Source organism: Streptomyces deserti (genome assembly GCF_054782695.1).
This window is the reverse complement of the sequence record NZ_BAAGRZ010000003.1, coordinates 398593-419976: the sequence shown is the minus strand read 5'-3', so window position 1 is coordinate 419976 and position 21384 is coordinate 398593. Positions and strand designations below refer to the sequence as shown.

The following is a 21384-nucleotide window of genomic DNA, read 5'->3' as shown; positions in this document are numbered from 1 at the left end:
CCAACTCCCGGGTCGCCTCGATGGGTTTCACCGTGACGTCGGTCTTCGCACCGGCCGCCGCGGCCTTCTCCCTCGCGGGTTCGGCGGAGGCGCCGCATCCGACGAGGACCGAACCGACGATCGCGGCGGTGATCCAGCTTCGGACGGGTCTCGACGGTGGGCGCAGCATCGATGGCCTCGGTTTCTTGTCGGGGTCCCGGAACGCCTCGAAGATACATGATAATCGTTTTCATCGAGGCGTTCCGGTGTTTCCGCCCTAGGCCCGGCCCCGGAAGACCTCGATGAGGCTGGCGTAGCTGGTCCCGGCATGGCCCGCGGCGATGGCGCGCTCGGCCAGGGACTGGATACGGGCGGGCCAGTCGGTGTCGACGCCGGCGGCGGCGCTCTCCCGCACCAGGTGCTTCATGGTGGCCAGATGGGTCTCCAGGGTGGCGTCCTCGGCCGGGTAGGCGCCCCGGTCGATCTGCTCGGCGTAGGCGCTGACGAATCCGGTGACGCTGGCGGCCCACTGGTTGGCGAACGGCGCGAAGGCGGTCGCGTCCACCTTCGCCGCGCCGAGCAGCGCGGCCCCGTGCAGGAACGCGTTGAGCGTGCCCCACATGAGGCCGAGCAGGGCCACGTCGTACAGCGCCGCCAGGCCGGGGTCCGTGCCGAAGAAGGTCGCGTTGCCGAGCGCGCCCAGGCTGTCACGGTGCTTCTCGAACGCCTCCGGTGCTCCGCTGAACAGCAGGAACGCCTCGGGGCGGCCGATCACTTCGGGAATCGCCATGATGGCGCCGTCGACGTAGTCGGCGGTCCAGGTGGACAGTTCGCGGGCTTCGTCGGAGGTACCGGAGGTCAGGTTGACGAGGGTCCGGCCGGCGAGGAGGTCCCGGTGCGGGCCGAGCGTGTCGCGTACGGCGGCCGCGTCGCTGAGGCAGACCACGACCAGGGGACTGGCGCGGAGGGCGTCGGCCACGGACGGGGCGAGGACGGCGCCTTGGGCGACCAGGGCGTCGGCCTTGCCGGGGGTGCGGTTCCACACGGTCGTCGGGTGGCCGGCGTTGCGGAAGGCGGCGGCCAAGGCCTGTCCCATCAGGCCGAGGCCGATGACGGTGACGGGTGCGGTGCCGGAGCCGGTGGGTGATGCGGTGTTCGGTGTGCTGGTCATGGCACGACTGTGCGCGAGAGGGGTTCCGGTCCGTCTCCGGAAAAGCTGCGGCGGGGTTGTGGGTAACGTGGGCGGGTGCGTTTCGGAGTGCTGGGTCCCCTGGAGGTGTGGACGTCGGACGGGAGGCCCGTCCGGGTTCCCGAGAGAAGGATCCGCACCCTGCTGACCGCGTTGCTGGTGCACCGGGGCCGGGTCGTCCCGGTGGACCGTCTCATCGACGCCCTGTGGGCAGACGCGCCGCCGGCCCACGACGTCCGTACGCTGCGGTCCAAGGTCTCGCTGCTGCGGCGCACCCTGGAGGACGCCGAGCCGGGCGGCCGCGACGTGATCGAGTCCAGGCCGCCGGGGTATGTGCTGCGGGTGGGCGACGACGCGGTCGACGCCGGGTGCTTCGAGACGCTGCTGCGCCGCGCGCGGGCGGTCACCGGCGACCCGCGTGCCACGGCCCGGCTGCTCGGCGAGGCCCTGGAGTTGTGGCGCGGCACCGAGGCGTTCGCCGATCACGCCGACGAGGAGTTCGTACGCGCCGAAGCCCGGCGGCTGGAGGAACAGCGGCTCGTCGCGCTGGAGGAGCTCGCCGAGGCGCGGCTCGCCCTCGGCGAACACACGGTGCTGGCAGCCGAGTTGGGTGAGCTGGTCGCCGCGCATCCGTTGCGTGAGCGGCTGCGCGCCGCCCAGGTCCGCGCCCTGTACCTGGCGGGCCGGCAGGACGAGGCGCTGGCGAGCCTCGGCGAGGTGCGCGACCGGCTGCGCGACGACCTCGGCCTCGATCCGGGCGCCGAGCTGGCCGAGTTGCAGGAGGCGATCCTGCGGCAGGACCCCACCCTCTCCCCCGCCGTCGCGCCCGCGGCCCGGCCGCGCGGCAACCTGCCCGCCCCGCTGACGGAGCTGATCGGCCGCACCGATGAGGTGCGGCGGCTCGATTCGCTGCTGGCCTCCGAGCGCCTGGTGACGCTGACCGGGGCGGGCGGGGTCGGCAAGACCCGGCTGGCGCTGGAGGCGGCCGGACGCCGGTCCGGGGAACTCCCGGACGGCGTATGGCTGGTGGAGCTCGCCACCGCACGCACCGCGGCCGAGGTGCACGAGGCCGTCGCGGCGGTGCTCGGCCTGCGGGACGACCTGCGGGCCCCCGTACGCTCCCTGCCCGGACAGCTCGCCGACTCCCTCGCGGGACGGGACCTGCTGCTCGTGCTGGACAACTGCGAGCACGTCGTGGAACCGGTCGCCGAGCTGACCGCACGGCTGCTGCGTGCCGCGCCCGCCCTGCGGATCCTGGCCACCAGCCAGGAGCCGCTCGCGGTGGCCGGCGAACACCTGTGGCCCGTCGCGCCACTGGACCTGCCCGGACCGGACGGGGACCGGCTGGAGCAGTCGAGCGCGGTACGGCTCTTCGTCGCCCGGGCCGTCGCCGCCGACCCCGCCTTCCGTCTCGGACCGGACACCGCGCGGGCCGTCGCCACGATCTGCCGTCGCCTGGACGGTATCCCGCTCGCGCTGGAGATGGCCGCGGCCCGGGTGCGCGTGATGCCCGTGACCGACCTCGCCGCCCGGCTCGACGACCGTTTCCGGCTGCTCACCGCGCCCCTGCGCGCCGCCCCGGCCCGGCAGCGCACCCTGCGCGCGACGATCGACTGGAGCTGGGGCCTGCTCGGTGAGCCGGAGCGGATCGTCCTGCGCCGCCTGGCGGTGTGCGCCGGAGGCTGCACCCTGGAGGCGGCCGAAGCGGTGTGCGCCGACGGGCTGGTGGCTCGCGCGGACGTCCTCGACCTGCTCGGGCGGCTGGTCGACCGGTCCCTGGTCGTGCGGCGGGACGGCCGGTACCAGCTGCTGGAGTCGGTCGCGGCCTACGGTGCCCAGCGGCTGGCCGAGGCCGCCGACGAGGACGACCGGCGCACCCGCGACCGCCACCTCGCCCACTACACCGACTTCGCCGAGCACGCCGCCGCCCGGCTGCGCGGACCCGAGCAGCGGCAGTGGCTGGAACGCCTGTCGGCCGAGGCCGCGGGTGTCCGCGCCGCCCTCGCCCACGCCGTACGCCACGGCCTCGCCGACGCGGCGCTGCGGCTGGTCGACGCCCTCGCCTGGTTCTGGTTCCTGCGCGGCCGGTTCGCCGAGGCGCGCCGCTCGCTCGACCTCGCGCTGTCGCTCGGCGGCGCCCCGGCGCGGCAGGCCGCCGCCCGGGCCTGGCGGGCGGGCATGTCACTGCTCCTGCTCGACACGTACGACCCGATCGACCCGTACGCCGTGGACGACGCCGGCAGCCAGGCCGTGCTGAAGCTGTACGACACCGTCGAGGACCCGGCCGGACGGGCCCGCGCACAGTGGTTCATCGCGTTGGGCAGGGCCGGGTTCGGCGATCCGGCGGTCACCCTCGACCTCGCCGACCGGGCGCACGCCGGCTTCGCCGCCCTGGGGGACCGCTGGGGCGCCGCCGCGGCGCTGGCGGTCCGGGCCGAGGTGCTCCTCCACCAGGGCCGACTGGACCGCGCGCGCGCCGACGCCCGGCAGGCGGAGGCGCTGTTCGGTGAACTCGGCGACGGATGGGGCCGGTTGCAGACCGCCTACGTCCTCGCGGACCTGGCCGAGGTGACCGGCGACTACGGTACGGCCGAACACCTGCGCCAAGAAGGTCACCGGCTCGCCCACGACCTCGAACTGTGGAACGACGCCTGCAAGATGCTGGCGCGCCTCGGCCGCACCGCCGTCCTCACCGGCGACCTGGACCGTGCCCGGGACCTCCACGAACGCGCCAGGCAGCTGGCCGTGGCCCACGCCTACCAGCGTGGTGAGGAGTTCGCCGAAACCGGTCTGGGGCTCGTGGCCCGGCGCCAGGGCCGACTGGACGACGCCGAGACCCACCTGCGCGCCTGGCTAGACTGGTGTCGCCGGTGGGAGAGCGACCACGGGGTGGCGTTCATCCTGGCCGAACTCGGCTTCGTCGCCGAACAGCGCGGGGACTCCGGCACCGCCCGAAAACTGCACCGGGAAGGACTCGACCACGCCGCCCGCACCGGCGACCCGCGCGCGCTCGCCCTCGCGTTGGAGGGCCTGGCCGGAGCCGAGGCCCTCGCGGGCGCCCACGCCCAGGCCGCCCGGCTGCTCGGCGCGGCGGCCGCGGCCCGCGACACGGTCGGTGCGCCGCTGCCCCCGGCCGAACGCGGCGACGTCGACCGCATCACCGAGACCGTCCGCGCCGGCCTGACCCCCGAGGCGTACGAGCGGGCCTTCAGCCAGGGGGCGAGAGGCCATCCCGCGCTGCCCGGTCAGCCGTGACCAGCCGCTCGCCGCGCGGGCCGGCCCCGTGTGCGCGTCGCGGCGGCCGGGCCGTCGTACCGCTCCGGTGACCTCCTCCAGCCAGGTCGTCTCCGGGCGGCCGCCATGCGGGCCACAGGCCGTCGCGGGCGGCGGAGAGGAAGACCTGACGGGAGATGGTGCGCTGCCTGGCCGGCCGCTCGTCGATGCGGGCGAGCAGGCCGAGTCCGCCCGGGTTGCGGGCCGCCAGGCCGCCGGCGCGGCCGAGCACGCAGGCGGGGTGGACCGCATGGCGTCACGTGGCGGCCGGACGCCCGGGCCGTACGGATGCCGGCCCGCGGGGCCGGCTCCTCGCGGCGCCCGTGATACGTGCCGGCCCGGCCGCCGGAGGCGTCACGGCACTTCCCGGCCGAGCGAAGCCAGGGCTGTGGCCACCGTGCGGCGCAGGCCCTCCGCGTCCGCTCCCGCGCGCGAGCGGAGGTTCACGCCGTAGGCGAGGAGGGACAGCAGATCGGCGGCCGCCTCGACGTCGCAGCCGGGAGCGAGCTGTCCGCGTGCCTCGGCCCCGGCCAGCGCCGCCCGCAACGCGGCACGCAGGCGCCGGTGGTGCTGTTCGAGGAGCGCCCGCACCTCGTCATCGGAATGCTCGGTGCCGGCGTGCGCGTTGACGACCATGCAGCCCCAGCGCGCGTACGGCCCCGAGCAGCGCGCCTCGATGAGACCGGCGAAGAAGTCGGCGACGGCCGCCAGGCCCCGGGTGTCCCCGGCCAGGCGACGGAACGCCGGCTCGGCGCGGCTGTCGACGTAGCGGCGCAGCGCGGCCAGGTACAGCTCCTGCTTGCCGCCGAACGTGTCGTACAGGCTGGAGCGGCTGAGCCCGGTGGCCGTCACGACGTCCTGGATGCCGGTCGAGGCGACGCCCTGACGCCAGAACAGCCGTACGACCGTCTCCAGGGCCTCGTCCGGGTCGAAGTGCTTGATGTCGGGCATGCCTCACCATCCTGAAACGAGGGTTCCAAGATAGCTCCGCGCGCGCTACGGTTGGGCCATCTCGGAACGATCGTTCCGAGATGCGTCCGGGACCTGCCCGAGACGCGTTTCCCCTCGTCGCGCTCTGGAGGCAGACCGGATGACCCGCGAGACCCACCCCACCCTCGAAGCCGGGCTCCGCGCCCTGCGCGAGGGGGCCGTCCACCGCATCGCCGCCGAGGACCGAGCCCTGATGGAACGCGCCGCCCACGACCTCGCGGCCTCCGGCCAGGCCGGTCGCGCACTGGCCGTCGGCGACCGGGCACCCCGCTTCGCCCTGCCCTCCCCCACCGGCCGGACCGTCGCCCTGGAGGCCCTGCTGGCCGAGGGGCCGGTCGTGCTCACCTTCTACCGCGGCGCCTGGTGCCCGTACTGCAACCTCGCGCTGCGCGCCCTCCAGCGGCACCACGACGCCATCACCGCGCGCGGCGCCCGCCTGGTGGCCGTCTCCCCGCAGGTCCCGGACGAGTCCCTCACGCTGACCGAGCGGCAGGAACTCGCCTTCGACGTCCTCAGCGACGTCGGCTGCGACACCGCCAAGCAGTACGGTCTCGCCTTCGACCTGCCGGAGGACCTGGCCGCGCTCTACGACCGGTTCGGCTTCGACCTCCAGCGCGTCAACGGCGGCCACGCCCGCACCCTGCCGCTGCCCGCGACGTACGTCATCGACCGCGCGGGCGTCATCCGCTGGGCCTTCGTCGACACCGACTACACCCGGCGCGCGGAACCGGCCGACGTCCTCACCGCGCTCGACGCCCTGAGGTGAGCCTTCGTCGGGCGCCCCGCCCGGACGTCACCCGGCGCGGCGTCCGGGAGGTCCCGGCCCCACATCCGGGCCGAGGCCGTCGGCCGCCGACACGGCCAGACCCTCTCCAGCGCCTCGGCGTCCACCACGCCGAGGCCGACCCATGAGGCCGTACGGATCCCGTGAGGAATCCGCGTCTTCTGTCCTCCAATCGGCCCTGACATGCGTTGTGATGGAAGAAGAGAGACCCGACAGTGGCATGCGGCTCAGGGAGAGGGGTCGGTCGTGGTGGAGTGGCATCACCTGCGCGGCAGCGGTGTGCGGCCCGTGCCCGAGCCGGTGGCCACGCCCTTCGTCTGGGCCGCGGCCTTCGCCGGCTCCGCACTGATGGTGGTGGCGCTCGGAGCGGCCGGCCCACTGGCGGGCTCCGCGGTCGCCCTGGGCGCGCTGTGCGGGCTGGCGGCCCTGCTGGGACTGCCCGCCCGGTTCCGGGCCGCCCCCGGCATCGCCGTCGTGTGCTGGCTGTTCCTCAACGCCTTCACGGTCGCGCCCCGCGGCGAACTCTCCTGGCAGGGCCGCCCCGACGTCGCCCGGATCATCCTCCTGCTGGGCGCCGCGCTCGTCGGCACACTCGTCGCGCGGATCGTGCACGCGATCGGGGCACACCGCCGCGTCACCGGCCGGGACAACCGCGGTGCGGCGGCTGGTCGGCGTACCGCGGGAGCGTGACGCTCGATGGAGACGTGACCTGGGGACGGAAGAACGCAACGGGAGCCGAGCGTGCGGGCACGTGACCTGGCGGTGGAGAACGAAACGGTCGGCGTCGACACCGACGCCATGAACGCGGCGCGGCTGATGGCCCGGCACCGGCTGCCCGCCCTGCTGGTGCTGGACGACACGGCGCTGGAGGTGGCGGCCCTGATGGCCCGGGTTCGCAGCCCCTGGTGGCGGTCGTGGACCGTGACGAGGCCGGCGCGGGACTCCTCGGCGTGATCACCGCCTCCCGGACAGCCACCCGTCGAGAACGCCGTCCAGCGCGCCGTCGAACGCGCCGTCCAGCATTCCGTCGAAGACCAGCGACAGGGCGATCAGCACGACCCCCGTCATGCCGAGTCCGAGAAACCAGGCCATCCGCGCCATCCCCCTCTCGCCCGGCGCTGATCTCCGGCTTGATGGGATCCTCACATGCGGCAGGGGATCGTTTCACTGCCGGACGCCGGCAATCTTCATGTGTTTTTGATGCCGTACCCGCACCACGGGCCACGCCTGGCGAGCCGACGTGGGATGCCTCCCGGCTCGGGAACCGATCCTCCTTCAGAGGCCGGTGAGTTCGGCGGCGCCGAAGGAGACGTCGAACCGGTCGCACCAGATGCTGACGCTGCTGTACTGGGCCGGATCGACGTCATCGGGCAGCCGGTAGTTCTGGCTGCCCTTGTTGCCCTTGAGTTCGCCGAGGCTGACGTACGCGCCGTCGTCGAAGACGTGCCAGCCGGCGCGGCCCTCCTTCACCGGCGCGTCGGTCAGCCAGACGCGCAGGTCCGGCCCGTTGCTGGTGTCGAGCTTCTCCAGCCGGACGACGTGGGAGCCGTCGGCGAGCCGTACGAGCTTCACCGTGCCCGACGTCGCGTGCTCATGGCTGATCAGCCGGCCGCTCGCCAGTGTCACCGGCCCGGCCGGAGCCGCCGGGGAGGACGCCTCGGACGGCCCCGCCGCAGGCGTCCCGGTGGCTTCCACCGCCCCGGGCAGGGTCTCCTGCACCGTCTCGTCCTGCCACAGCTTCCACGGCTGGAACCAGTACAGCCCCGCACCGGCCCCGACGACGACCGCCACCAGCGCCCGCACGACCAACGGCCTGGCCCACCCGCGCCGCGTCCAACCCATCGCGCCCCTCCTCACAAGAGATCTCCGTCGGCACCCATTCCACCGGAACGAGCGGCGATCGCGACCCCCGTGGCAGATGACGAAACCCTTACGTCACCACGCGGGCCGCCGACGCGGCACCTACCATGACGCCATGGCCGTCGACCTCTTCGCAGGCATCCCCGTCAACGACTACGCGACGGCACTCGCCTGGTACGAGCGGCTGTTCGGCTCGCCGCCGACGTACGTCGCGAGCGGCACCGAGGCCGTATGGGAACTCGCGGAGCATCGGTCGGTGTTCATCGAGGAGCGGCCCGGGCGCGCCGGCCACGCCCTCCACATCATCTTCGTCGACGACCTGGAAACCCTCGTCGCCCAGATCGCCGAGCGGGGACTTCAGCCCGCGAAGCGCGAGACGTACCCCAACGGCGTGCGCAAGGCCGGCTATCGCGACCCGGACGGCAACGAGATCGAATTCGGTGGCGCTCCCCTCTGACCGCAGGACCGGCGAACCGGCTCCGACCGTGCTCGGGCACCCCCACCAGGCCATTAAGCTGGGGCTGCTGCGGCACCCCCCACCATCACCCCGGCTACGGCGGTGAGTTATGGCCAGCGGCGGTCGAGATGTCTCCACGGCATGAGGGATGAAGCACAGGTGCTAGTAGCGGGCCGGTACCGGCTGCACGACGCCATCGGACGCGGCGCGATGGGTGAGGTCTGGCGGGCCTACGACGAGACCCTGGCCAGACCGGTGGCCGTCAAGCTTCTGCTGCCACAGGACTCGGACCCCACCGCCGCCTCGCGCTTCCGACTGGAGGCGCAGACCGCGGGGAGCCTCAACCACCCTCATGTGGTGGGTGTCTTCGACTTCGGCGAGCACGAGGGCCGTCTCTTCCTGGTGATGGAGTTGGTCGAGGGCGACAGCCTCGCCCGCGTGCTGACCCGCACCGGCCCGCTGCCCGCGCAGCAGGTGGCCCGGATCGCCGCCCAGGCCGCGTCCGGGCTCGCCGGTGCGCACCAGCAGGGCATTGTGCACCGCGACATCAAACCCGCCAACCTCCTGCTGGACGCCGACGGTTCCGTCAAGATCGGCGACTTCGGCATCGCCCGTTTCGTCGACGACCCGGGCGCCGCCCTCACCACGACGGGGCAGATCGTCGGCACGAGCCTCTACCTCGCTCCGGAACGTGCCCTGGGGCAACCCGCCGGCCCGGCGAGCGACGTGTACGCGCTGGGCTGCGTGCTCTACCAACTCCTCACCGGCCGCCCGCCGTTCCAGGCCGACAGCGCTGTGGCGATCCTCCACCAGCACCTCGACGCCTCCCCCGTGCCACCCCGGCACCTCGGCGCCGAACTGCCGCCCGCCTTCGAGAACTACCTGCTCGGTCTCCTCGCCAAGCGCCCCGAGGACCGGCCCACCGCCCGGGAGGTCGCCGACTGGTTCAGCGCCGGCGCATGGCAGGGCCGGCCCGAGCCGCTGCCCGCCCCCGCCCCCGCACCGGCCGCGACCGCAGCCGAGACCGCACTCCCGGAGGGCGGGCTCTCCGGGCGGACCCCGTACGTCCCCCAGTCGACCCCCGCGACCACGTACGCGCTGCCGTCCGTCGCCGGGCACGCGTCCCGGCCGGGCATCCGCCACTTCGTCACCCGGCGGCCCAGGGCAGTGGCCGCGGCCGCCGGGGCGCTGGTCTTCCTGACCGCGATGCTCGTCGGCATGCTGTGGCTCTCGCCCGGCCGTACCTCCGCGGAGACCCCACAGACCGACGTGCTCGGCCCCACGAGCTCCGCCACACCCCCGGCCCCGGCCGCCGTCTCCCCGTCCGGCGCCCCCGTCTCCTCCCCGGCCGCCTCTTCCCCGGCCAGTGCCACCGACCTGCCGGCATCGCAGAGCGCCGGCCCCGATCGGCAGGAGGCCGAGAAGGAGGGCAAGGGAGACAAGGGGGGGAAGAAGCGGGAGCGGGTGTACGAGCAGCGTGGCCAGGACGACGGTGACGAAGGGGAAGCGGGGGAAGCGGGCGAGGACTGACGACGGGCGGGTCCTAGGCGGCGGGGCGGGTGACCACGTTGATGTTGAACGTGTGGGATCCCAGACCGCCCGCGATGCCCATGAAGAGCAGGGCGAAGTGCTCCTGTCCGCGTGCGGTGGTGATGCCGCCGATGTCCAGCTGGGACGACGGGAGCCAGCCGAGGTCGGTGAGCAGTCGGCCGGTGGTCCGTTTGGCTTCGGCGTCGTCGCCGGAGAGGAAGACGGTGCTCGGGCCGTCCAGATCGCCCGGGGCGGTCATCGCGGTGGAGTCCATGGTGCACAGCGTCTTGACGACGGGGGTCAGGGGGAAGGCTTCCTGGATCTGTTCACCCAGGCTGCTGTTGGGATGCGCGAGCTCGGTGAAGTCGTCGGAGAGGCCGACCCCGACATCGATCAGCAGGGTGCCGGCCAGCGCCGTTGCCCCGATGGAGCGCAGCAGTTCCAGGGAGACGGTCCCCGGGGTGGCGTTGACCAGTACCTCTGCGTGGGCGGCTGTCTCGTTCAGGCCCGCCACGGGAAGACCGAGACCGGTGCGCTCCTCGGGCCGGCGCGAACCGAGGAGCACCTCGTGTCCTGCGGCACTCCAGCCGTGGGCCAGTGCTCGGGCGACGTTTCCGGTGCCAAGTAGTCCTATACGCATGGTGGGACGCTAACCGGGGGTGGGGCTCGGCGAATCGGACCGCGGGCCCGGGTGGACCGGCACCAAAGACGTAGTCCTGTGGTCGCCCTCCACTCGCCGCCCTTCGGAGGCGGGCGCGGCCAACGGCCTCATTCAGTTCACCTCGAACTTCGAGACGTTCTCGGCCAGCCAGGCATCGAAGTTCCTGAGCTCCGGGTTCAGCTCCCGCAGCTCGTTCAGGTCGCGGGCTCCGGTGAACTCCCGGTCGAAGTCACCGTAGTACTGGAACATGTTGCCGATCTCGTCAGCCGCCGGGATATCGAGCGATCGGAACACGTCGTAGGGCACGGACTGGAAGCGCACCGGCTCGCCCAGCGCGACTCCCAGCTTCTCCGCGTACTGCGCACCGGTCAGATGGTCGCCGGCCAGGCTGACGGTGCGGCCGACGAACCGCTCGCCGCCCTTGAGGATGGCGAAAGCCGTCCGGCCGATGTCCGCCACGTCCACTCCGGCGAGGAGCTTGCCGTCCTCCAGCGGCAGGGTCAGCGTCAGCACGCCGTCCTCTGCGCGCTTGGGGCCGAGGCCCTGCAGGAAGCCCTGGAAGTAGAAGGTGGCGTTCAGGAAGGTGGTCGGCACCCCGGCCTTCCTGAACAGCTCGTTGCCCTCGCCCTTGGCGTCGAAGTGCGGCACGTTGTACTTGTCCTGGAGGACGGGCATCCGGTCGTCGTCCAGCGGCAGCAGTTCGCGAGTGTCCTCCAGCGTCGACCAGACCACGTGCCGCAGGCGCGCGGCCTTGGCGGACCGGGCCAGGACATTGATTTCCTCCGTCTCCTTGGCCGCCGAGCCGTGCGCCCAGAAGTTGGTGACGAGGAAGGCGCCGTAGGCACCCTCGAACGCCTTGTGCACGCTCGGCTCGTCACCGAAGTCCGCCTGGACGACCTCGGCTCCGAGCGCGGCGAGTTCCCTGGCGGCGGACGAGTCGGGGTTGCGAGTGATCGCGCGGACCGTGAAGCCCGCCTCGGGATCGGCGAGGATCGCTCGTGCGGCGCCGCCGCCCTGCGCGCCCGTCGCTCCGGCGACCGCGATGACCTTCTTGTCGTTCATGGCAGCTGTCCCTGTCAGCAGAGGGCTTTTGGTTGACACGTCAACGACTGTAACCCGGGCATGGTTGATGTATCAACAGTATCGGTGTGATTGGGCCGTGATCGTTTGCGATGTCAGCACGACGGCCACTCCGGCCCGCCAGGAGTTCAGCGGCACGCCGCCGCCGGCGAACGCCCCGCGCCCGGCCGGGAGGTGTCGGCCGGGTGAGGGGCAGCCTGTGGTGCTGGGCGGGGCGGGTGTCAGGGCGTGGTCGCCCTCATCGCACCGGCACAGCCACGTACTGGTACTCCAGGAACTCGTCGATCCCGACCCGGCCGCCCTCCCGGCCCAGCCCGGACTGCTTGACGCCGCCGAAGGGTGCGGCCGGGTTGGAGACGAGGCCGGTGTTGAGGCCGACCATGCTCACCTCCAGGCGTTCGCTGACGCGCAGGGCGCGGTCCAGTCCCTCGGTGAAGACGTAGCCGACGAGCCCCCAGGGGGTGTCGTTGGCGCGGCGAACGACCTCGTCCTCGTCGTCGAAGGTGAGGACCGCCGCGACCGGGCCGAAGATCTCCGTGTCCATCAGGCGGCTGTCAGGGGACACGTCCGTGAGCACGGTCGGCGGGTAGAAGCAGCCCGGGCCTTCCGGGGTACGGCCGCCGACCAGCACCCGGGCGCCGCGCTCGACCGCGTCGGCCACCAGCTCCTCGACCTTGGTGCGTCCGGCGGTGTCGATCAGCGGGCCGACGTCGACCCCGTCCCGGGTGCCGGGGCCCACGACGAGCGCGCCCATGTGCTCGGCGAGCCGCCGCCCGAACTCCTGAGCCACCGACCGGTGGACGAAGAAGCGGTTGGCGGCGGTGCACGCCTCGCCCATGTTGCGCATCTTGGCGAGCATCGCGCCGTCCACGGCCTTGTCCAGGTCGGCGTCCTCGAAGACGATGAACGGCGCGTTGCCGCCCAGCTCCATCGACGTCCGTACGACCGTGTCCGCGCACTGGGCCAGCAGCAGACGCCCGACGGCCGTGGAGCCGGTGAAGGACAGCTTGCGCATGCGCCCGCCGCGCAGGAGCGGTTCGCACACCTCCCCCGCACGGGAGGTGGTGACGACGTTGATCACGCCGTCCGGCAGCCCGGCCTCCTTGAGGATCGCGGCGAGAGCCAGGCTGGAGAGCGGGGTCTGTGGGGCCGGCTTGAGGATCATGGTGCAGCCCGCCGCGACCGCCGGGCCGATCTTGCGGGTGCCCATGGCCAGCGGGAAGTTCCACGGGGTGATCAGCAGGCAGGGGCCGACCGGGCGGGGAGAGCAGCATGCGGTTGCGGCCGTCGGGCAGGATGCCGGCGCCGCCGTCGATGCGGACGGCCTCCTCGGAGAACCAGCGGAAGAACTCGGCGGCGTACGCCACCTCTCCCCTGGCCTCGGCCAGCGGCTTGCCCATCTCGGACGTCATCAGGTGGGCCAGTTCGTCGTGCGCTCGAGGATGATCTCGTACGCGCGGCGCAGGATCTCACTGCGTGCGCGCGGGGCCGCACGCCCCCACTCCTCCTGCGCCTGGACGGCCGCGTCCTCCGCGAGCCGGGCGTCCTTGGGGCCCGCGTCGGCGACGTGGCAGAGGATCTCGCCGGTCGCGGGGTCGTCCACGGGCAGGGTGGCACCGTCCGCGGCGTCCACCCAGGCACCGCCGATGAACAACTGCGTCGGTGTGTCGGTCATGAGGTCTCTCCTGTCGGTCGGCGGCGGGATCGAGCAGTTCCGCGAGGTGCGGGGCGCGGACGCCCCGGTCTCCGGCGAGGTGGTCGATCTGGGTGGCGCAGCTGAAGCCGTCGGCCACGACGACGGTTCGCTGGGCGACGTCGATGGCGTTTCGCGCGACCTGCGTGGTCCGCGCCGGCATCCCGAGCATCCCCACCGCTTCGGGGGCGACAACGCGCGATCTGCCCGGTTGGAGCGTGGTGTTCGGACGTTGTGTCAACCGCGAAGCCACCAGGCGTCGGGGGCGTGGGTCGGCGGACAGCTCTTGCGCAGGTCAGCGCCGCTTGTCACAGTGACCGGGCACTCCCCGAGCGCTCGGCCCCTCCCCCGCCCTCGGCTTCGCTCGAGCGGGGGCACCCTTACGAGCAGGGGACCCCAGGGAGACACCGTGAACGACAAGCACCCGACGGCTCCGACGGCTCGTCCGCCGGCCACCGACGACCGGGACACGGCCGCGACCGGCCGCGCGCCCACCGTCGCCGACGTCCTGGCCCTCCCCGTCCTGGCCGCCGGACGGCCCGAGGTGGTGACCGGCGTCACTCACCTCGACCGGCCGGTGCGCTGGGTGCACATCACCGAGCTCACGGATCCGGCCTCCTTCCTCAAGGGCGGCGAACTCGTCCTGACCACCGGCATGCCGCTGCCCGAGGACGCGGCGGGCGTGCGCCGGTACGTCGACGAACTCGCCAGCGTCGAGGCCGCGGCCCTGGTCATCGAGCTCGTACGGCGCTACCATCGCCCGCCCGACGCACTCGTCCAGGCCTGCCGGGCCCGCGGGCTCCCGTTGATCACCCTCGCCGAGGACGTCAACTTCCTTGAGGTCACCCAGGTCGTCCACGCCCTCATCCTCGGCAGCCAGGCGGAGGCGATGCGCCGGACCCAGCGCATCCACGAGGCGTTCACCGCCCTGACGCTGCGCGGTGCGGGACCGGAAGACGTGGTGCGCGTGGCGGCGCAGATGAGCGGCCACACGGTCGTTCTGGAGAACCTGGTGCACCAGGCGCTGACCTACGAGGTCTCCGGCGGCACGGTGGAGGAGGCGCTCACCGACTGGGAACGGCGCTCCCGGGCGACGCCGACCGGTGACCACCCGGGCGTGGGCGGCCCGGAGGGCTGGCTCACCGCACCCGTCGAGTACCAGGGCGAACGCTGGGGTCGCGTGGCCATGCTCCCGGTCCGGGGCGGCGAGTCCGCTTTCGGCCCGGAGCACATCACCGTGCTGGAGCGTACGGCGATGGCCCTGGCCGTCGCCCGCCTGATCCACCCCACGCCCTGGGAGCGCACAGCACATCGCAGCGCCCTGCGCGATCTGGCCGAACAGCGCCACCACTCCCCCGAGGACGCCCTCACCCGCTTCGCCGCACTGGGCCTGCCCACCAAGGACAGCCGGTTCCTCGCGATCCTGGTGGACCTCCGTACAGCGGACGAGGGCACGGCACTCGAGGCCCGCCTCGCCCAGGAGGCGCGCACGACTGGGATCCCGTCGCTCGTCGGTGAGCTGACCCCCGGCCGTCTCGGCATCCTCCTGGCCCTGCGCCCGTCCCAGCCCTGGCGACCGGTCGCCGAGCAGCTGAGCCGCGCCGCGCTGGACGCCGCCCCGTCGGCGGTCGTGAGTGTCGGCTCGGAGGTCACGGACCTCCGCGACACCGCCCGTTCCTTCCGCTCGGCGGCCCGAGTCGCCGAGGCCACGCCGCCCGGCCAGCCCCTCCCCCCGGACCGCTCCTTTCACGCACTGCCCGACATCGGACTGCGCCGCCTGCTGTACGCGTTCCGTGGGGACACCCGCATCCAGGAGTACGCCGAACGCCGGCTCAGCCCGCTCATCGACCACGACACGCGGCACGGCACCGACCTGCTGACGACCCTGCGCCACTACCTCGACGCGGCCGGCAACAAGACCACCGCCGCACGCCGCGGCGGACTGTCCCGGGAAACCGTCTACCAACGCCTGCGCACCATCGAGCGCCTGCTCGCCTGCGACCTCGAGTCCGGCGAGGAGCGCACGGAACTCCACGTGGCGCTGACGGCACTCGACGTCTTGCGGATCGGCCCCTGACAGGGGTGTTGGCGTCTTGAAGGCGGCCGCGCAGGCGCGTCACGCCGGGCGGCGGCAGGGCGGGGTGGATGACACCAGCGTGCGCACCGACCCTCCCGATCAGCCCAGTTCCACCTCCAGACACCGCAGAACGTCGGGCGTCACGGGATCGGTGATGTCGGCGAACTCGGCATGCCGCTTGTTCGGCGATCGCAGCGGCGGGAGACTGGCTCATGAGATGTCTGTCGCAGGAGGTCAGCGGCGCGGGGGGTTGCGGCGCGGGGTGATGACGGCGTTCGGCAGGGCCGGCGCGGGAAGGCGATCACCCGGAAAGCCCTCGACGGCGCCGAAGCGGTCGGACGACGCCTGCCACTCCTCTCGGGCCCGGACGATGTCCTCGTGGCTGCGTCCGATGAAGTTCCACCACATGACGATCTCCTCCTCGAAAGGAGGACCGCCGAGCAGGATCACCCGCGCCGGGCCGTCCGACTCGTTCACCACGGTCAGGGCGTCGGCGCCGCAGGGCACATAGCCCAGTTCGGCCGGGCGCAGCACGGTGTCGATCAGGCGGACGTCCCCCTTGTCCACGAGAAGACCGTGCTCGAAGGCGGTGTTCACGGGGAGGGTGATCGCCGCGCGCGGTGGGAGGGTGATCTCGGCACCGACCAGGGGCGTGAAGGTCCGCACCGGGGAGGTGCTTCCGGCGAGCGAGCCCAGGAAGACCCTGATCTCGGCCCCGTCGATCCGCACGGGTTCGGGCACGTGGTGCTGGAAGTCCCGGTCGGCGTTCCGGTGCTCCTCGGGAAGCGCCACCCACAGCTGGACGCCGTGGATGACGGTGGTGCGCGGGGTGGAGACCTCCGAGTGACAGATGCCGTATCCGCCGGTCATGAGGTTCATCTCGCCGGGCCGGATCAGGGCGCGGGTGCCGAGACTGTCGCGGTGCTCGATCTCCCCGCTGAACAGCCAGCTCACCGTCTGCAGCCCGGTGTGCGGATGCGGGGCGATGTCCATGCCGCCCGTCGTGGTGATGTCGTCGGGGCCGTAGTGATCTGCGAAGCACCAGGCTCCGATCAGCGTCCGGGCTCGCTGCGGCAGCGTCCGCCGCACGTGCATCGCACGCGGACCGCCCAGGGGCACCTCCCGTGCCGACAGCACATCGACCAGGGGCGCTTCGGCCTTCCGCCCGTCGTCGACCAGGGCTGCGCACCTCAGCTCCGCGGGTTCGGCTTCCACATTGCTCACCGGGACCACCCTCCACCCACTCTAGTTGTCACATCAACTAGCATGTCACGAGAGTCGGCCGAGGGCCAGAGCACGCATCCGGCGCGCGGGCCGGCCTCAGCGGCCGCGAAGGAGACCCACAGTGAGCAACCCGCCCCCGGATCCGCACCGCGGAGGATCTTCCTCGACAAACAGAGCCGCAGGGCCTCAGCCCGTCGCGGGGGCGAGTCGGCACAGAGACTGGGAGTGCTGGCGGCCTGGCGGGACACCGACATGGTCACCAGCTCGGAGCGCGCGGCACTCGCACGGGCGGAGGCGACGACCGACCCGACGAACGCCGACGCCCAGGCGTGCGTCTACGCAGCGGCCCGGCGCGTCCTCAGGGCCGGTCCTCGTCCATCTTGGCCACGACGCGTTCGGAGACCTCGGCCAGTACCCGCAGCTCCGCCGGCGTGACGTGGTCGAGGAACAGTTCGCGCACCGCCTCCACGTGACGCGGGGCAGCGGCCTCGATCGCCGCACGTCCCGCGTCCGTGATCACCACGAACGCGCCGCGCCCGTCTTCAGGGCACTCCTCGCGCACCACCAGCCCCCGTCCGGCCATCCTCGCGATGTGATGGGACATCCTGCTCTTCTCCCACTCGAGCGAGCGGGCCAGATCCTGATAGCGCTGCCGCCCCTCCGGCGCATCCGTCAGATTGACCAGCACCGCGAAGTCCGCGGCCGACAGATTCGACTCGGACTGCAGCAAGCGCGACAAACGGCCGCCCAGCCTTTCATGCAGGCGGACAAAGCCCCGCCACGCGTGCTGCTCCTCTGGCGTCAACCACCGCACCGTCTCCTCCATGAAGAAAGTGTAAACATGGTTGACAGTTCACCGAACTGCCGCGTGGCTGCGCGCCGACCTCACCCCCCTCGTCAGCGCATCGCAGGTGCAGAGCGGACAGGCCGCTCTGGGCCGCGGCGGCGTGGGCCATGCCCTGACGCAGACGAGCAAGGCACTGGGCCCACGGCCGATCGCACTGGTCTCGTCGGCGAAGGCCCACCTCACGCCCAGGCGGCCACCGGCGCGAACGAACTGTCCTGCCGGAAAAGGTCCGTGCCGTCCGACGGGTCCACCCGCAGCTGGTAGCTGTAGTGCCGCAGATAGCGGCCGGGGTAGTTGTACGACTCGAAGCGCACGGAGCCCGACGTCGCGCCCGCGCGGAGGATGAAGGTGGCGTCCTTGGCGAAGGTGGACGTTCCGTCGTTGGCGTCGAAGCGGGCGCGGAAGTCCCAGTGGCGCAGGTAGTTGCCGGCCGCGTCGCGGAAGGAGTAGCCGTTCGCGTCGGCCAGGCCGGCGACGACGGTGAAGGTGGCCGCCCGCTTCTCGGCGGTGGTGCTGGAGGCGCTCACCACGGGGAGGTTGAGCAGGCCGGACTGCTGCTGCCAGTAACGGGTCGAGTAGTTGGCCGACCGGAAGGAACGGGTGATGTTCTTCGCCAGGGCCGGGCCGCCCGGGACCGTCTCCTTGATGACCGTGAAGTGGCGGGCGGTGCCGGAGATGGCGGGCAGCCTGGCCGGGGCGGACCAGGTGGCGAAGGTGTCGTGGCTGTCGCTGTAGTAGTAGCTGCCGTCACCGTAGCCGTCGAAGAACAGCCGCCAGCCGCCGTGGTCGAGCTGGACCAGCGCCGGTCCCTCGCGGTAGCTGCCCCAGCCCGCCCAGTCTCCGGTCCGGCGGATCGTGTACGGGCCGGTGACGTTGGAGGCGGTGGCGTACTCGATGTACTTCGTCGTCTCGTTCTTCGTGAAGGCGTGGTACGTCGAGCCGAGCTTCACGAGGAACGTGTCGATGTGGTTGGCGCCGATGCCGGACAGGGCGACCGGTGAACTCCACGCCGTGAGCGAGGAGTTGGTGGCCCTCAGCAGATAAGGGGTGAAGATCCACTCGTCGTTCGCGGTGGAGCAGGACACGATGATGTTCACACTGCCGTCGCTGTCGACGAACCACTCGGGGGCCCAGGCGCGGGAGAGGTTCGCGATCGGGACCGTGTAGTCGTACAGGAACGTCCAGTTGACGCGGTCCGAGCTGCGGGCGAAGCCGATGGTGGTGCTGCGGTCCTGCCAGGTGTGGGTCGTGTAGGTGATGTAGTAGTAGCCGTTCGTGTGCTGGAAGATGCTCGCGTCGCGGATGCGGTTGCTCGGCGGCGTGTAGGCGGAGGCCTTGACCAGTCGGAAGTCGGTGGCGTCGTCCGCCTGGTAGACGTTCACCGTGCCGTCGTCGCTGTTGAGGAACGGCACGATCGTGTAGCGGGTGGCGGAGCCGCTCGGCGGTGCGGCGGCCAGGGCGCTGCCGAGCAGGCCGGGCGCCTGGCCCAGCAGCACGGCGGAGGCGGGCAGGGCGGCCATGGCGCGCAGCAGGGTACGGCGGGGCAAAGTGGCGGGGGGTGGGGTCACGGGCGGCTCTCCCTCGGACACCGAGCGTCGAAATACCGAACAGGGTTCGGAAAGTCGATCAGAAGGTAGGGGCGGGGCCGGGGCGCGTCAATGGTTTGCGCAGGACTCGGCGCGCACCTGTGGGAAGCCTGTGGTCTGCTGTGAAGTCCCGCCCCGCCGCCAGGCGTTCCGTTCCTGACCCCCCGGACGTTACCGTTCAGTAGACAAGCCGCTACCGGAGGTGTCCGTATGACGCTCGACCGTGCCGCAGGTCTGACGGAAACCGCCCGTGCGCTGGCCGCGGGGGAGGTGACGTCCCGGTCGCTCGTCGAGCGGGCACTCGCGCGGATCGAGGCGACGCAGGGCACGCTCAACGCCTTCCGGATCGTCCGGGCCGAGGCGGCGCTCGCCGAGGCCGAGGCCGCGGACCGGGAGCTGGCCGCCGGCACGCGCAAGCCGCTGCTCGGCGTGCCCGTGGCGGTGAAGGACGACATGGACGTCGCGGGCGAGCCGACCGCCTTCGGCTGCTGCGGGGAGTTCCCGCCGGTCGCCGAGGACGGCGAGGCCGTACGGCGCCTGCGCGCGGCCGGGGCGGTGATCGTGGGCAAGACGAACACATGCGAGTTCGGGCAGTGGCCCTTCACCGAGGGGCCCGCCTTCGGCGCGACCCGCAATCCGTGGAGTACGGACCACACTCCGGGCGGCTCGTCCGGCGGCTCGGCCGCCGCGGTCGCGGCCGGACTCGTGCCCGCCGCGCTCGGCTCCGACGGCGCTGGATCGGTGCGGATCCCGGCCGCCTGGACGCACCTGGTCGGCATCAAACCGCAGCGCGGCCGCATCTCCACCTGGCCGCGCGGCGAGTCCTTCCAGGGCATCACGGTCAACGGCACGCTCGCCCGTACGGTCGCCGACGCGGCCCTGCTGCTGGACGCGGCGAGCGGCAACCACCCCGACGACCCTCATCAGCCCCCGGCCGTCCGCGCCTGCGACGCCGTCGGCCGTGACCCCGGGCGGCTGCGCATCGCGCTGTCCCTGAAGCCGCCGTTCACCGCCGTACCCGCCCGGCTCCGGCCGGAGGTGCGGACCCGGGTCGTCGAACTCGCCGACCGGCTGGCCGCGTTGGGGCACACGGTCGAGGCGGCCGACCCGCCGTACGGGCAGATCGGGCTGACGTTCGTGCCGCGCGCGACGGCCGGGATCGCCGAACGGGTGGGCGAGGCGCCGTTCCCCGCGCTCCTGGACCGGCGCACGCGGGGGTCGGCCCGACTGGGCCGGCTGCTCGGCGGGGCTCCGCTGCGGGCGGCCCGGCGGGCCGAGGCGGTCCTGCACCGCCGGATCGGCGCGTTCTTCACCTCGTACGACGTCGTCCTCGCGCCGACGACCGCCGCTCCCCCGCCCCGCATCGGCTCCCTGCTGAACCTGAACGGCTGGGCCACCGACCGCGCGATGATCGCCGCCTGCCCCTACGCCTGGCCGTGGAACGTGCTGGGCTGGCCCGGCGTCAACGTCCCCGCCGGGTTCGTGGACGGGGGGCTTCCCGTGGGCGCCCAGTTGCTGGGCCCGGCCGACAGCGAGCCGCTGCTCGTGCGGCTGGCAGCGCAACTGGAGGCGGAGCTGCGCTGGCACGAGGCGTGGCCGCCGCAGTCGGTCACCGTTTCCGACGCCCCGGCCGCGTAGCCGCCGGCCCGTCCCGTACGGTACGGCTGTGACCGCGATCGCCGATGAGAACTCCCCCGGCCGCCACGGCCCTTCCGCCACCACGCAGGCCGACCCCCGCCAGGTGGGCCGGGTGCGCACCGAGTACTCGCCCGCGCACGACGGCGACCCCGATCCCGGGGAGATCGTCTGGACGTGGGTGCCCTTCGAGGAGAACGACGGCCGGGGCAAGGACCGCCCGGTGCTCGTCGTCGCCCGCGAGGCGGCCGGCACCTTCCTCGCCGTACAGCTGTCCAGCAAGCGGCACGACGGCCACCGGGAGTGGGTGCCGATCGGCAGCGGACCGTGGGACCGGTCGGGCCGGGAGTCCTGGGTCGACGTGGACCGCGTGCTGCGCCTGCACGAGGACGGCATGCGCCGGGAGGCGTGCGCCCTGGACCGGATGCGGTTCAATCTCGTCCGGCACCGGCTGCGGGAGCGGTACGGCTGGAGCTGACGCCTGCCGGGGCTGAGCACGTGATGCCGCCGGGAGCGACG

General features: G+C 72.7%; 18 protein-coding genes and 3 pseudogenes. 9 read left to right on the top strand and 12 right to left on the bottom strand.

The genetic code is table 11. From position 1 onward, the window contains the following. Positions 1-256: 256 nt before the first annotated feature. A complete protein-coding gene (locus tag ACYVMZ_RS10200; protein WP_461077828.1) occupies positions 257-1150 on the bottom strand; it encodes an NAD(P)-dependent oxidoreductase in 894 nt (297 codons plus the stop codon). Between the two features lie 75 nt (positions 1151-1225). Here ACYVMZ_RS10200 and ACYVMZ_RS10195 point away from each other — a divergent pair, with 75 nt between their 5' ends. Then, positions 1226-4423: a BTAD domain-containing putative transcriptional regulator gene (locus tag ACYVMZ_RS10195; RefSeq protein ID WP_461077826.1), complete on the top strand. Its 3198-nt coding sequence runs from the start codon at positions 1226-1228 to the stop codon at positions 4421-4423. On the opposite strand, the gene ACYVMZ_RS10190 is transcribed toward ACYVMZ_RS10195, so the two are convergent. After that, positions 4377-4673, bottom strand: a complete 297-nt coding sequence (locus ACYVMZ_RS10190) for a hypothetical protein (protein WP_461077824.1) — start codon at positions 4671-4673, stop codon at positions 4377-4379. The two genes, ACYVMZ_RS10195 and ACYVMZ_RS10190, sit on opposite strands and share 47 nt — an antisense overlap. A gap of 122 nt (positions 4674-4795) precedes the next feature. After that, complete coding sequence (locus tag ACYVMZ_RS10185) at positions 4796-5392, bottom strand: TetR/AcrR family transcriptional regulator (RefSeq protein WP_461077822.1); 597 nt, start codon at positions 5390-5392, stop codon at positions 4796-4798. 139 nt (positions 5393-5531) lie between these two features. On the opposite strand from ACYVMZ_RS10185, the gene ACYVMZ_RS10180 reads away from it, so the two are divergent. The 3 genes and pseudogenes from ACYVMZ_RS10180 to ACYVMZ_RS10170 all read left to right on the top strand — a co-directional run. Next, positions 5532-6197 carry a peroxiredoxin-like family protein gene (locus ACYVMZ_RS10180; RefSeq protein WP_461077820.1) on the top strand — a complete coding sequence of 222 codons (666 nt, stop codon included), beginning with the start codon at positions 5532-5534 and terminating at the stop codon, positions 6195-6197. Positions 6198-6461: 264 nt separating this feature from the next. After that, positions 6462-6905, top strand: coding sequence for a hypothetical protein (locus tag ACYVMZ_RS10175; protein ID WP_461077818.1), 444 nt, complete (start codon positions 6462-6464; stop codon positions 6903-6905). A gap of 51 nt (positions 6906-6956) precedes the next feature. Further along, positions 6957-7195, top strand: a pseudogene (locus ACYVMZ_RS10170) (CBS domain-containing protein); the annotation flags it as partial. Here ACYVMZ_RS10170 and ACYVMZ_RS10165 read toward each other — a convergent pair. Further along, positions 7170-7307, bottom strand: coding sequence for a hypothetical protein (locus ACYVMZ_RS10165; RefSeq protein WP_461077861.1), 138 nt, complete (start codon positions 7305-7307; stop codon positions 7170-7172). The pseudogene ACYVMZ_RS10170 and the gene ACYVMZ_RS10165 sit on opposite strands and share 26 nt — an antisense overlap. 183 nt (positions 7308-7490) lie before the next feature. Continuing rightward, positions 7491-8057 carry a DM13 domain-containing protein gene (locus tag ACYVMZ_RS10160; RefSeq protein ID WP_461077816.1) on the bottom strand — a complete coding sequence of 189 codons (567 nt, stop codon included), beginning with the start codon at positions 8055-8057 and terminating at the stop codon, positions 7491-7493. Between the two features lie 133 nt (positions 8058-8190). Between ACYVMZ_RS10160 and ACYVMZ_RS10155 the strand changes: the two genes are divergently transcribed. Both ACYVMZ_RS10155 and ACYVMZ_RS10150 read left to right on the top strand, forming a co-directional pair. Beyond that, positions 8191-8532 (top strand): VOC family protein, encoded by a 342-nt coding sequence (locus ACYVMZ_RS10155; protein ID WP_461077814.1) that lies wholly within the window; start codon positions 8191-8193, stop codon positions 8530-8532. Positions 8533-8691: 159 nt separating this feature from the next. Continuing rightward, positions 8692-10062, top strand: a complete 1371-nt coding sequence (locus ACYVMZ_RS10150; protein ID WP_461077857.1) for a serine/threonine-protein kinase — start codon at positions 8692-8694, stop codon at positions 10060-10062. 13 nt (positions 10063-10075) lie between these two features. Here the strand turns inward: ACYVMZ_RS10150 and ACYVMZ_RS10145 are convergent, their stop codons facing one another. The 4 genes and pseudogenes from ACYVMZ_RS10145 to ACYVMZ_RS10130 all read right to left on the bottom strand — a co-directional run. Beyond that, positions 10076-10702: an NADPH-dependent F420 reductase gene (locus tag ACYVMZ_RS10145; RefSeq protein ID WP_461077812.1), complete on the bottom strand. Its 627-nt coding sequence runs from the start codon at positions 10700-10702 to the stop codon at positions 10076-10078. A gap of 132 nt (positions 10703-10834) precedes the next feature. Further along, complete coding sequence (locus ACYVMZ_RS10140; RefSeq protein WP_461077810.1) at positions 10835-11785, bottom strand: NmrA/HSCARG family protein; 951 nt, start codon at positions 11783-11785, stop codon at positions 10835-10837. Between the two features lie 256 nt (positions 11786-12041). Next, positions 12042-13079: pseudogene (locus ACYVMZ_RS10135) on the bottom strand (NAD-dependent succinate-semialdehyde dehydrogenase); the annotation flags it as partial. 82 nt (positions 13080-13161) lie between these two features. Continuing rightward, positions 13162-13478 (bottom strand): annotated as a pseudogene (locus tag ACYVMZ_RS10130) (aldehyde dehydrogenase family protein); the annotation flags it as partial. 427 nt (positions 13479-13905) lie between these two features. On the opposite strand from ACYVMZ_RS10130, the gene ACYVMZ_RS10125 reads away from it, so the two are divergent. Next, on the top strand, positions 13906-15573 hold the full coding sequence (locus ACYVMZ_RS10125; RefSeq protein WP_461077808.1) for a PucR family transcriptional regulator: 1668 nt from the start codon (positions 13906-13908) through the stop codon (positions 15571-15573). Positions 15574-15807: 234 nt separating this feature from the next. Here ACYVMZ_RS10125 and ACYVMZ_RS10120 read toward each other — a convergent pair whose 3' ends face one another. The 3 genes from ACYVMZ_RS10120 to ACYVMZ_RS10110 form a co-directional block, all read right to left on the bottom strand. Next, complete coding sequence (locus ACYVMZ_RS10120; RefSeq protein ID WP_461077806.1) at positions 15808-16797, bottom strand: pirin family protein; 990 nt, start codon at positions 16795-16797, stop codon at positions 15808-15810. Between the two features lie 358 nt (positions 16798-17155). After that, positions 17156-17623, bottom strand: coding sequence for a MarR family winged helix-turn-helix transcriptional regulator (locus ACYVMZ_RS10115; RefSeq protein WP_461077804.1), 468 nt, complete (start codon positions 17621-17623; stop codon positions 17156-17158). Positions 17624-17823: 200 nt separating this feature from the next. Next, positions 17824-19164: a glycoside hydrolase family 43 protein gene (locus tag ACYVMZ_RS10110; RefSeq protein WP_461077856.1), complete on the bottom strand. Its 1341-nt coding sequence runs from the start codon at positions 19162-19164 to the stop codon at positions 17824-17826. 276 nt (positions 19165-19440) lie between these two features. On the opposite strand from ACYVMZ_RS10110, the gene ACYVMZ_RS10105 reads away from it, so the two are divergent. Beyond that, positions 19441-20868, top strand: a complete 1428-nt coding sequence (locus ACYVMZ_RS10105; protein ID WP_461077802.1) for an amidase — start codon at positions 19441-19443, stop codon at positions 20866-20868. Between the two features lie 28 nt (positions 20869-20896). After that, complete coding sequence (locus ACYVMZ_RS10100; protein ID WP_461077800.1) at positions 20897-21343, top strand: type II toxin-antitoxin system PemK/MazF family toxin; 447 nt, start codon at positions 20897-20899, stop codon at positions 21341-21343. Positions 21344-21384 lie beyond the last annotated feature (41 nt).

Excerpts from the sequence above, each read along its gene's own strand:
- ACYVMZ_RS10110 (WP_461077856.1), bottom strand. The coding sequence starts at position 19,164 with ATGGCCGCCCTGCCCGCCTCCGCCGTGCTGCTGGGCCAGGCGCCCGGC.
- ACYVMZ_RS10160 (WP_461077816.1), bottom strand. The coding sequence starts at position 8,057 with ATGGGTTGGACGCGGCGCGGGTGGGCCAGGCCGTTGGTCGTGCGGGCG.
- ACYVMZ_RS10145 (WP_461077812.1), bottom strand. The coding sequence starts at position 10,702 with ATGCGTATAGGACTACTTGGCACCGGAAACGTCGCCCGAGCACTGGCC.
- ACYVMZ_RS10105 (WP_461077802.1), top strand. The coding sequence starts at position 19,441 with ATGACGCTCGACCGTGCCGCAGGTCTGACGGAAACCGCCCGTGCGCTG.
- ACYVMZ_RS10115 (WP_461077804.1), bottom strand. The coding sequence starts at position 17,623 with ATGGAGGAGACGGTGCGGTGGTTGACGCCAGAGGAGCAGCACGCGTGG.
- ACYVMZ_RS10180 (WP_461077820.1), top strand. The coding sequence starts at position 5,532 with ATGACCCGCGAGACCCACCCCACCCTCGAAGCCGGGCTCCGCGCCCTG.
- ACYVMZ_RS10200 (WP_461077828.1), bottom strand. The coding sequence starts at position 1,150 with ATGACCAGCACACCGAACACCGCATCACCCACCGGCTCCGGCACCGCA.
- ACYVMZ_RS10155 (WP_461077814.1), top strand. The coding sequence starts at position 8,191 with ATGGCCGTCGACCTCTTCGCAGGCATCCCCGTCAACGACTACGCGACG.
- ACYVMZ_RS10185 (WP_461077822.1), bottom strand. The coding sequence starts at position 5,392 with ATGCCCGACATCAAGCACTTCGACCCGGACGAGGCCCTGGAGACGGTC.
- ACYVMZ_RS10140 (WP_461077810.1), bottom strand. The coding sequence starts at position 11,785 with ATGAACGACAAGAAGGTCATCGCGGTCGCCGGAGCGACGGGCGCGCAG.
- ACYVMZ_RS10165 (WP_461077861.1), bottom strand. The coding sequence starts at position 7,307 with ATGGCCTGGTTTCTCGGACTCGGCATGACGGGGGTCGTGCTGATCGCC.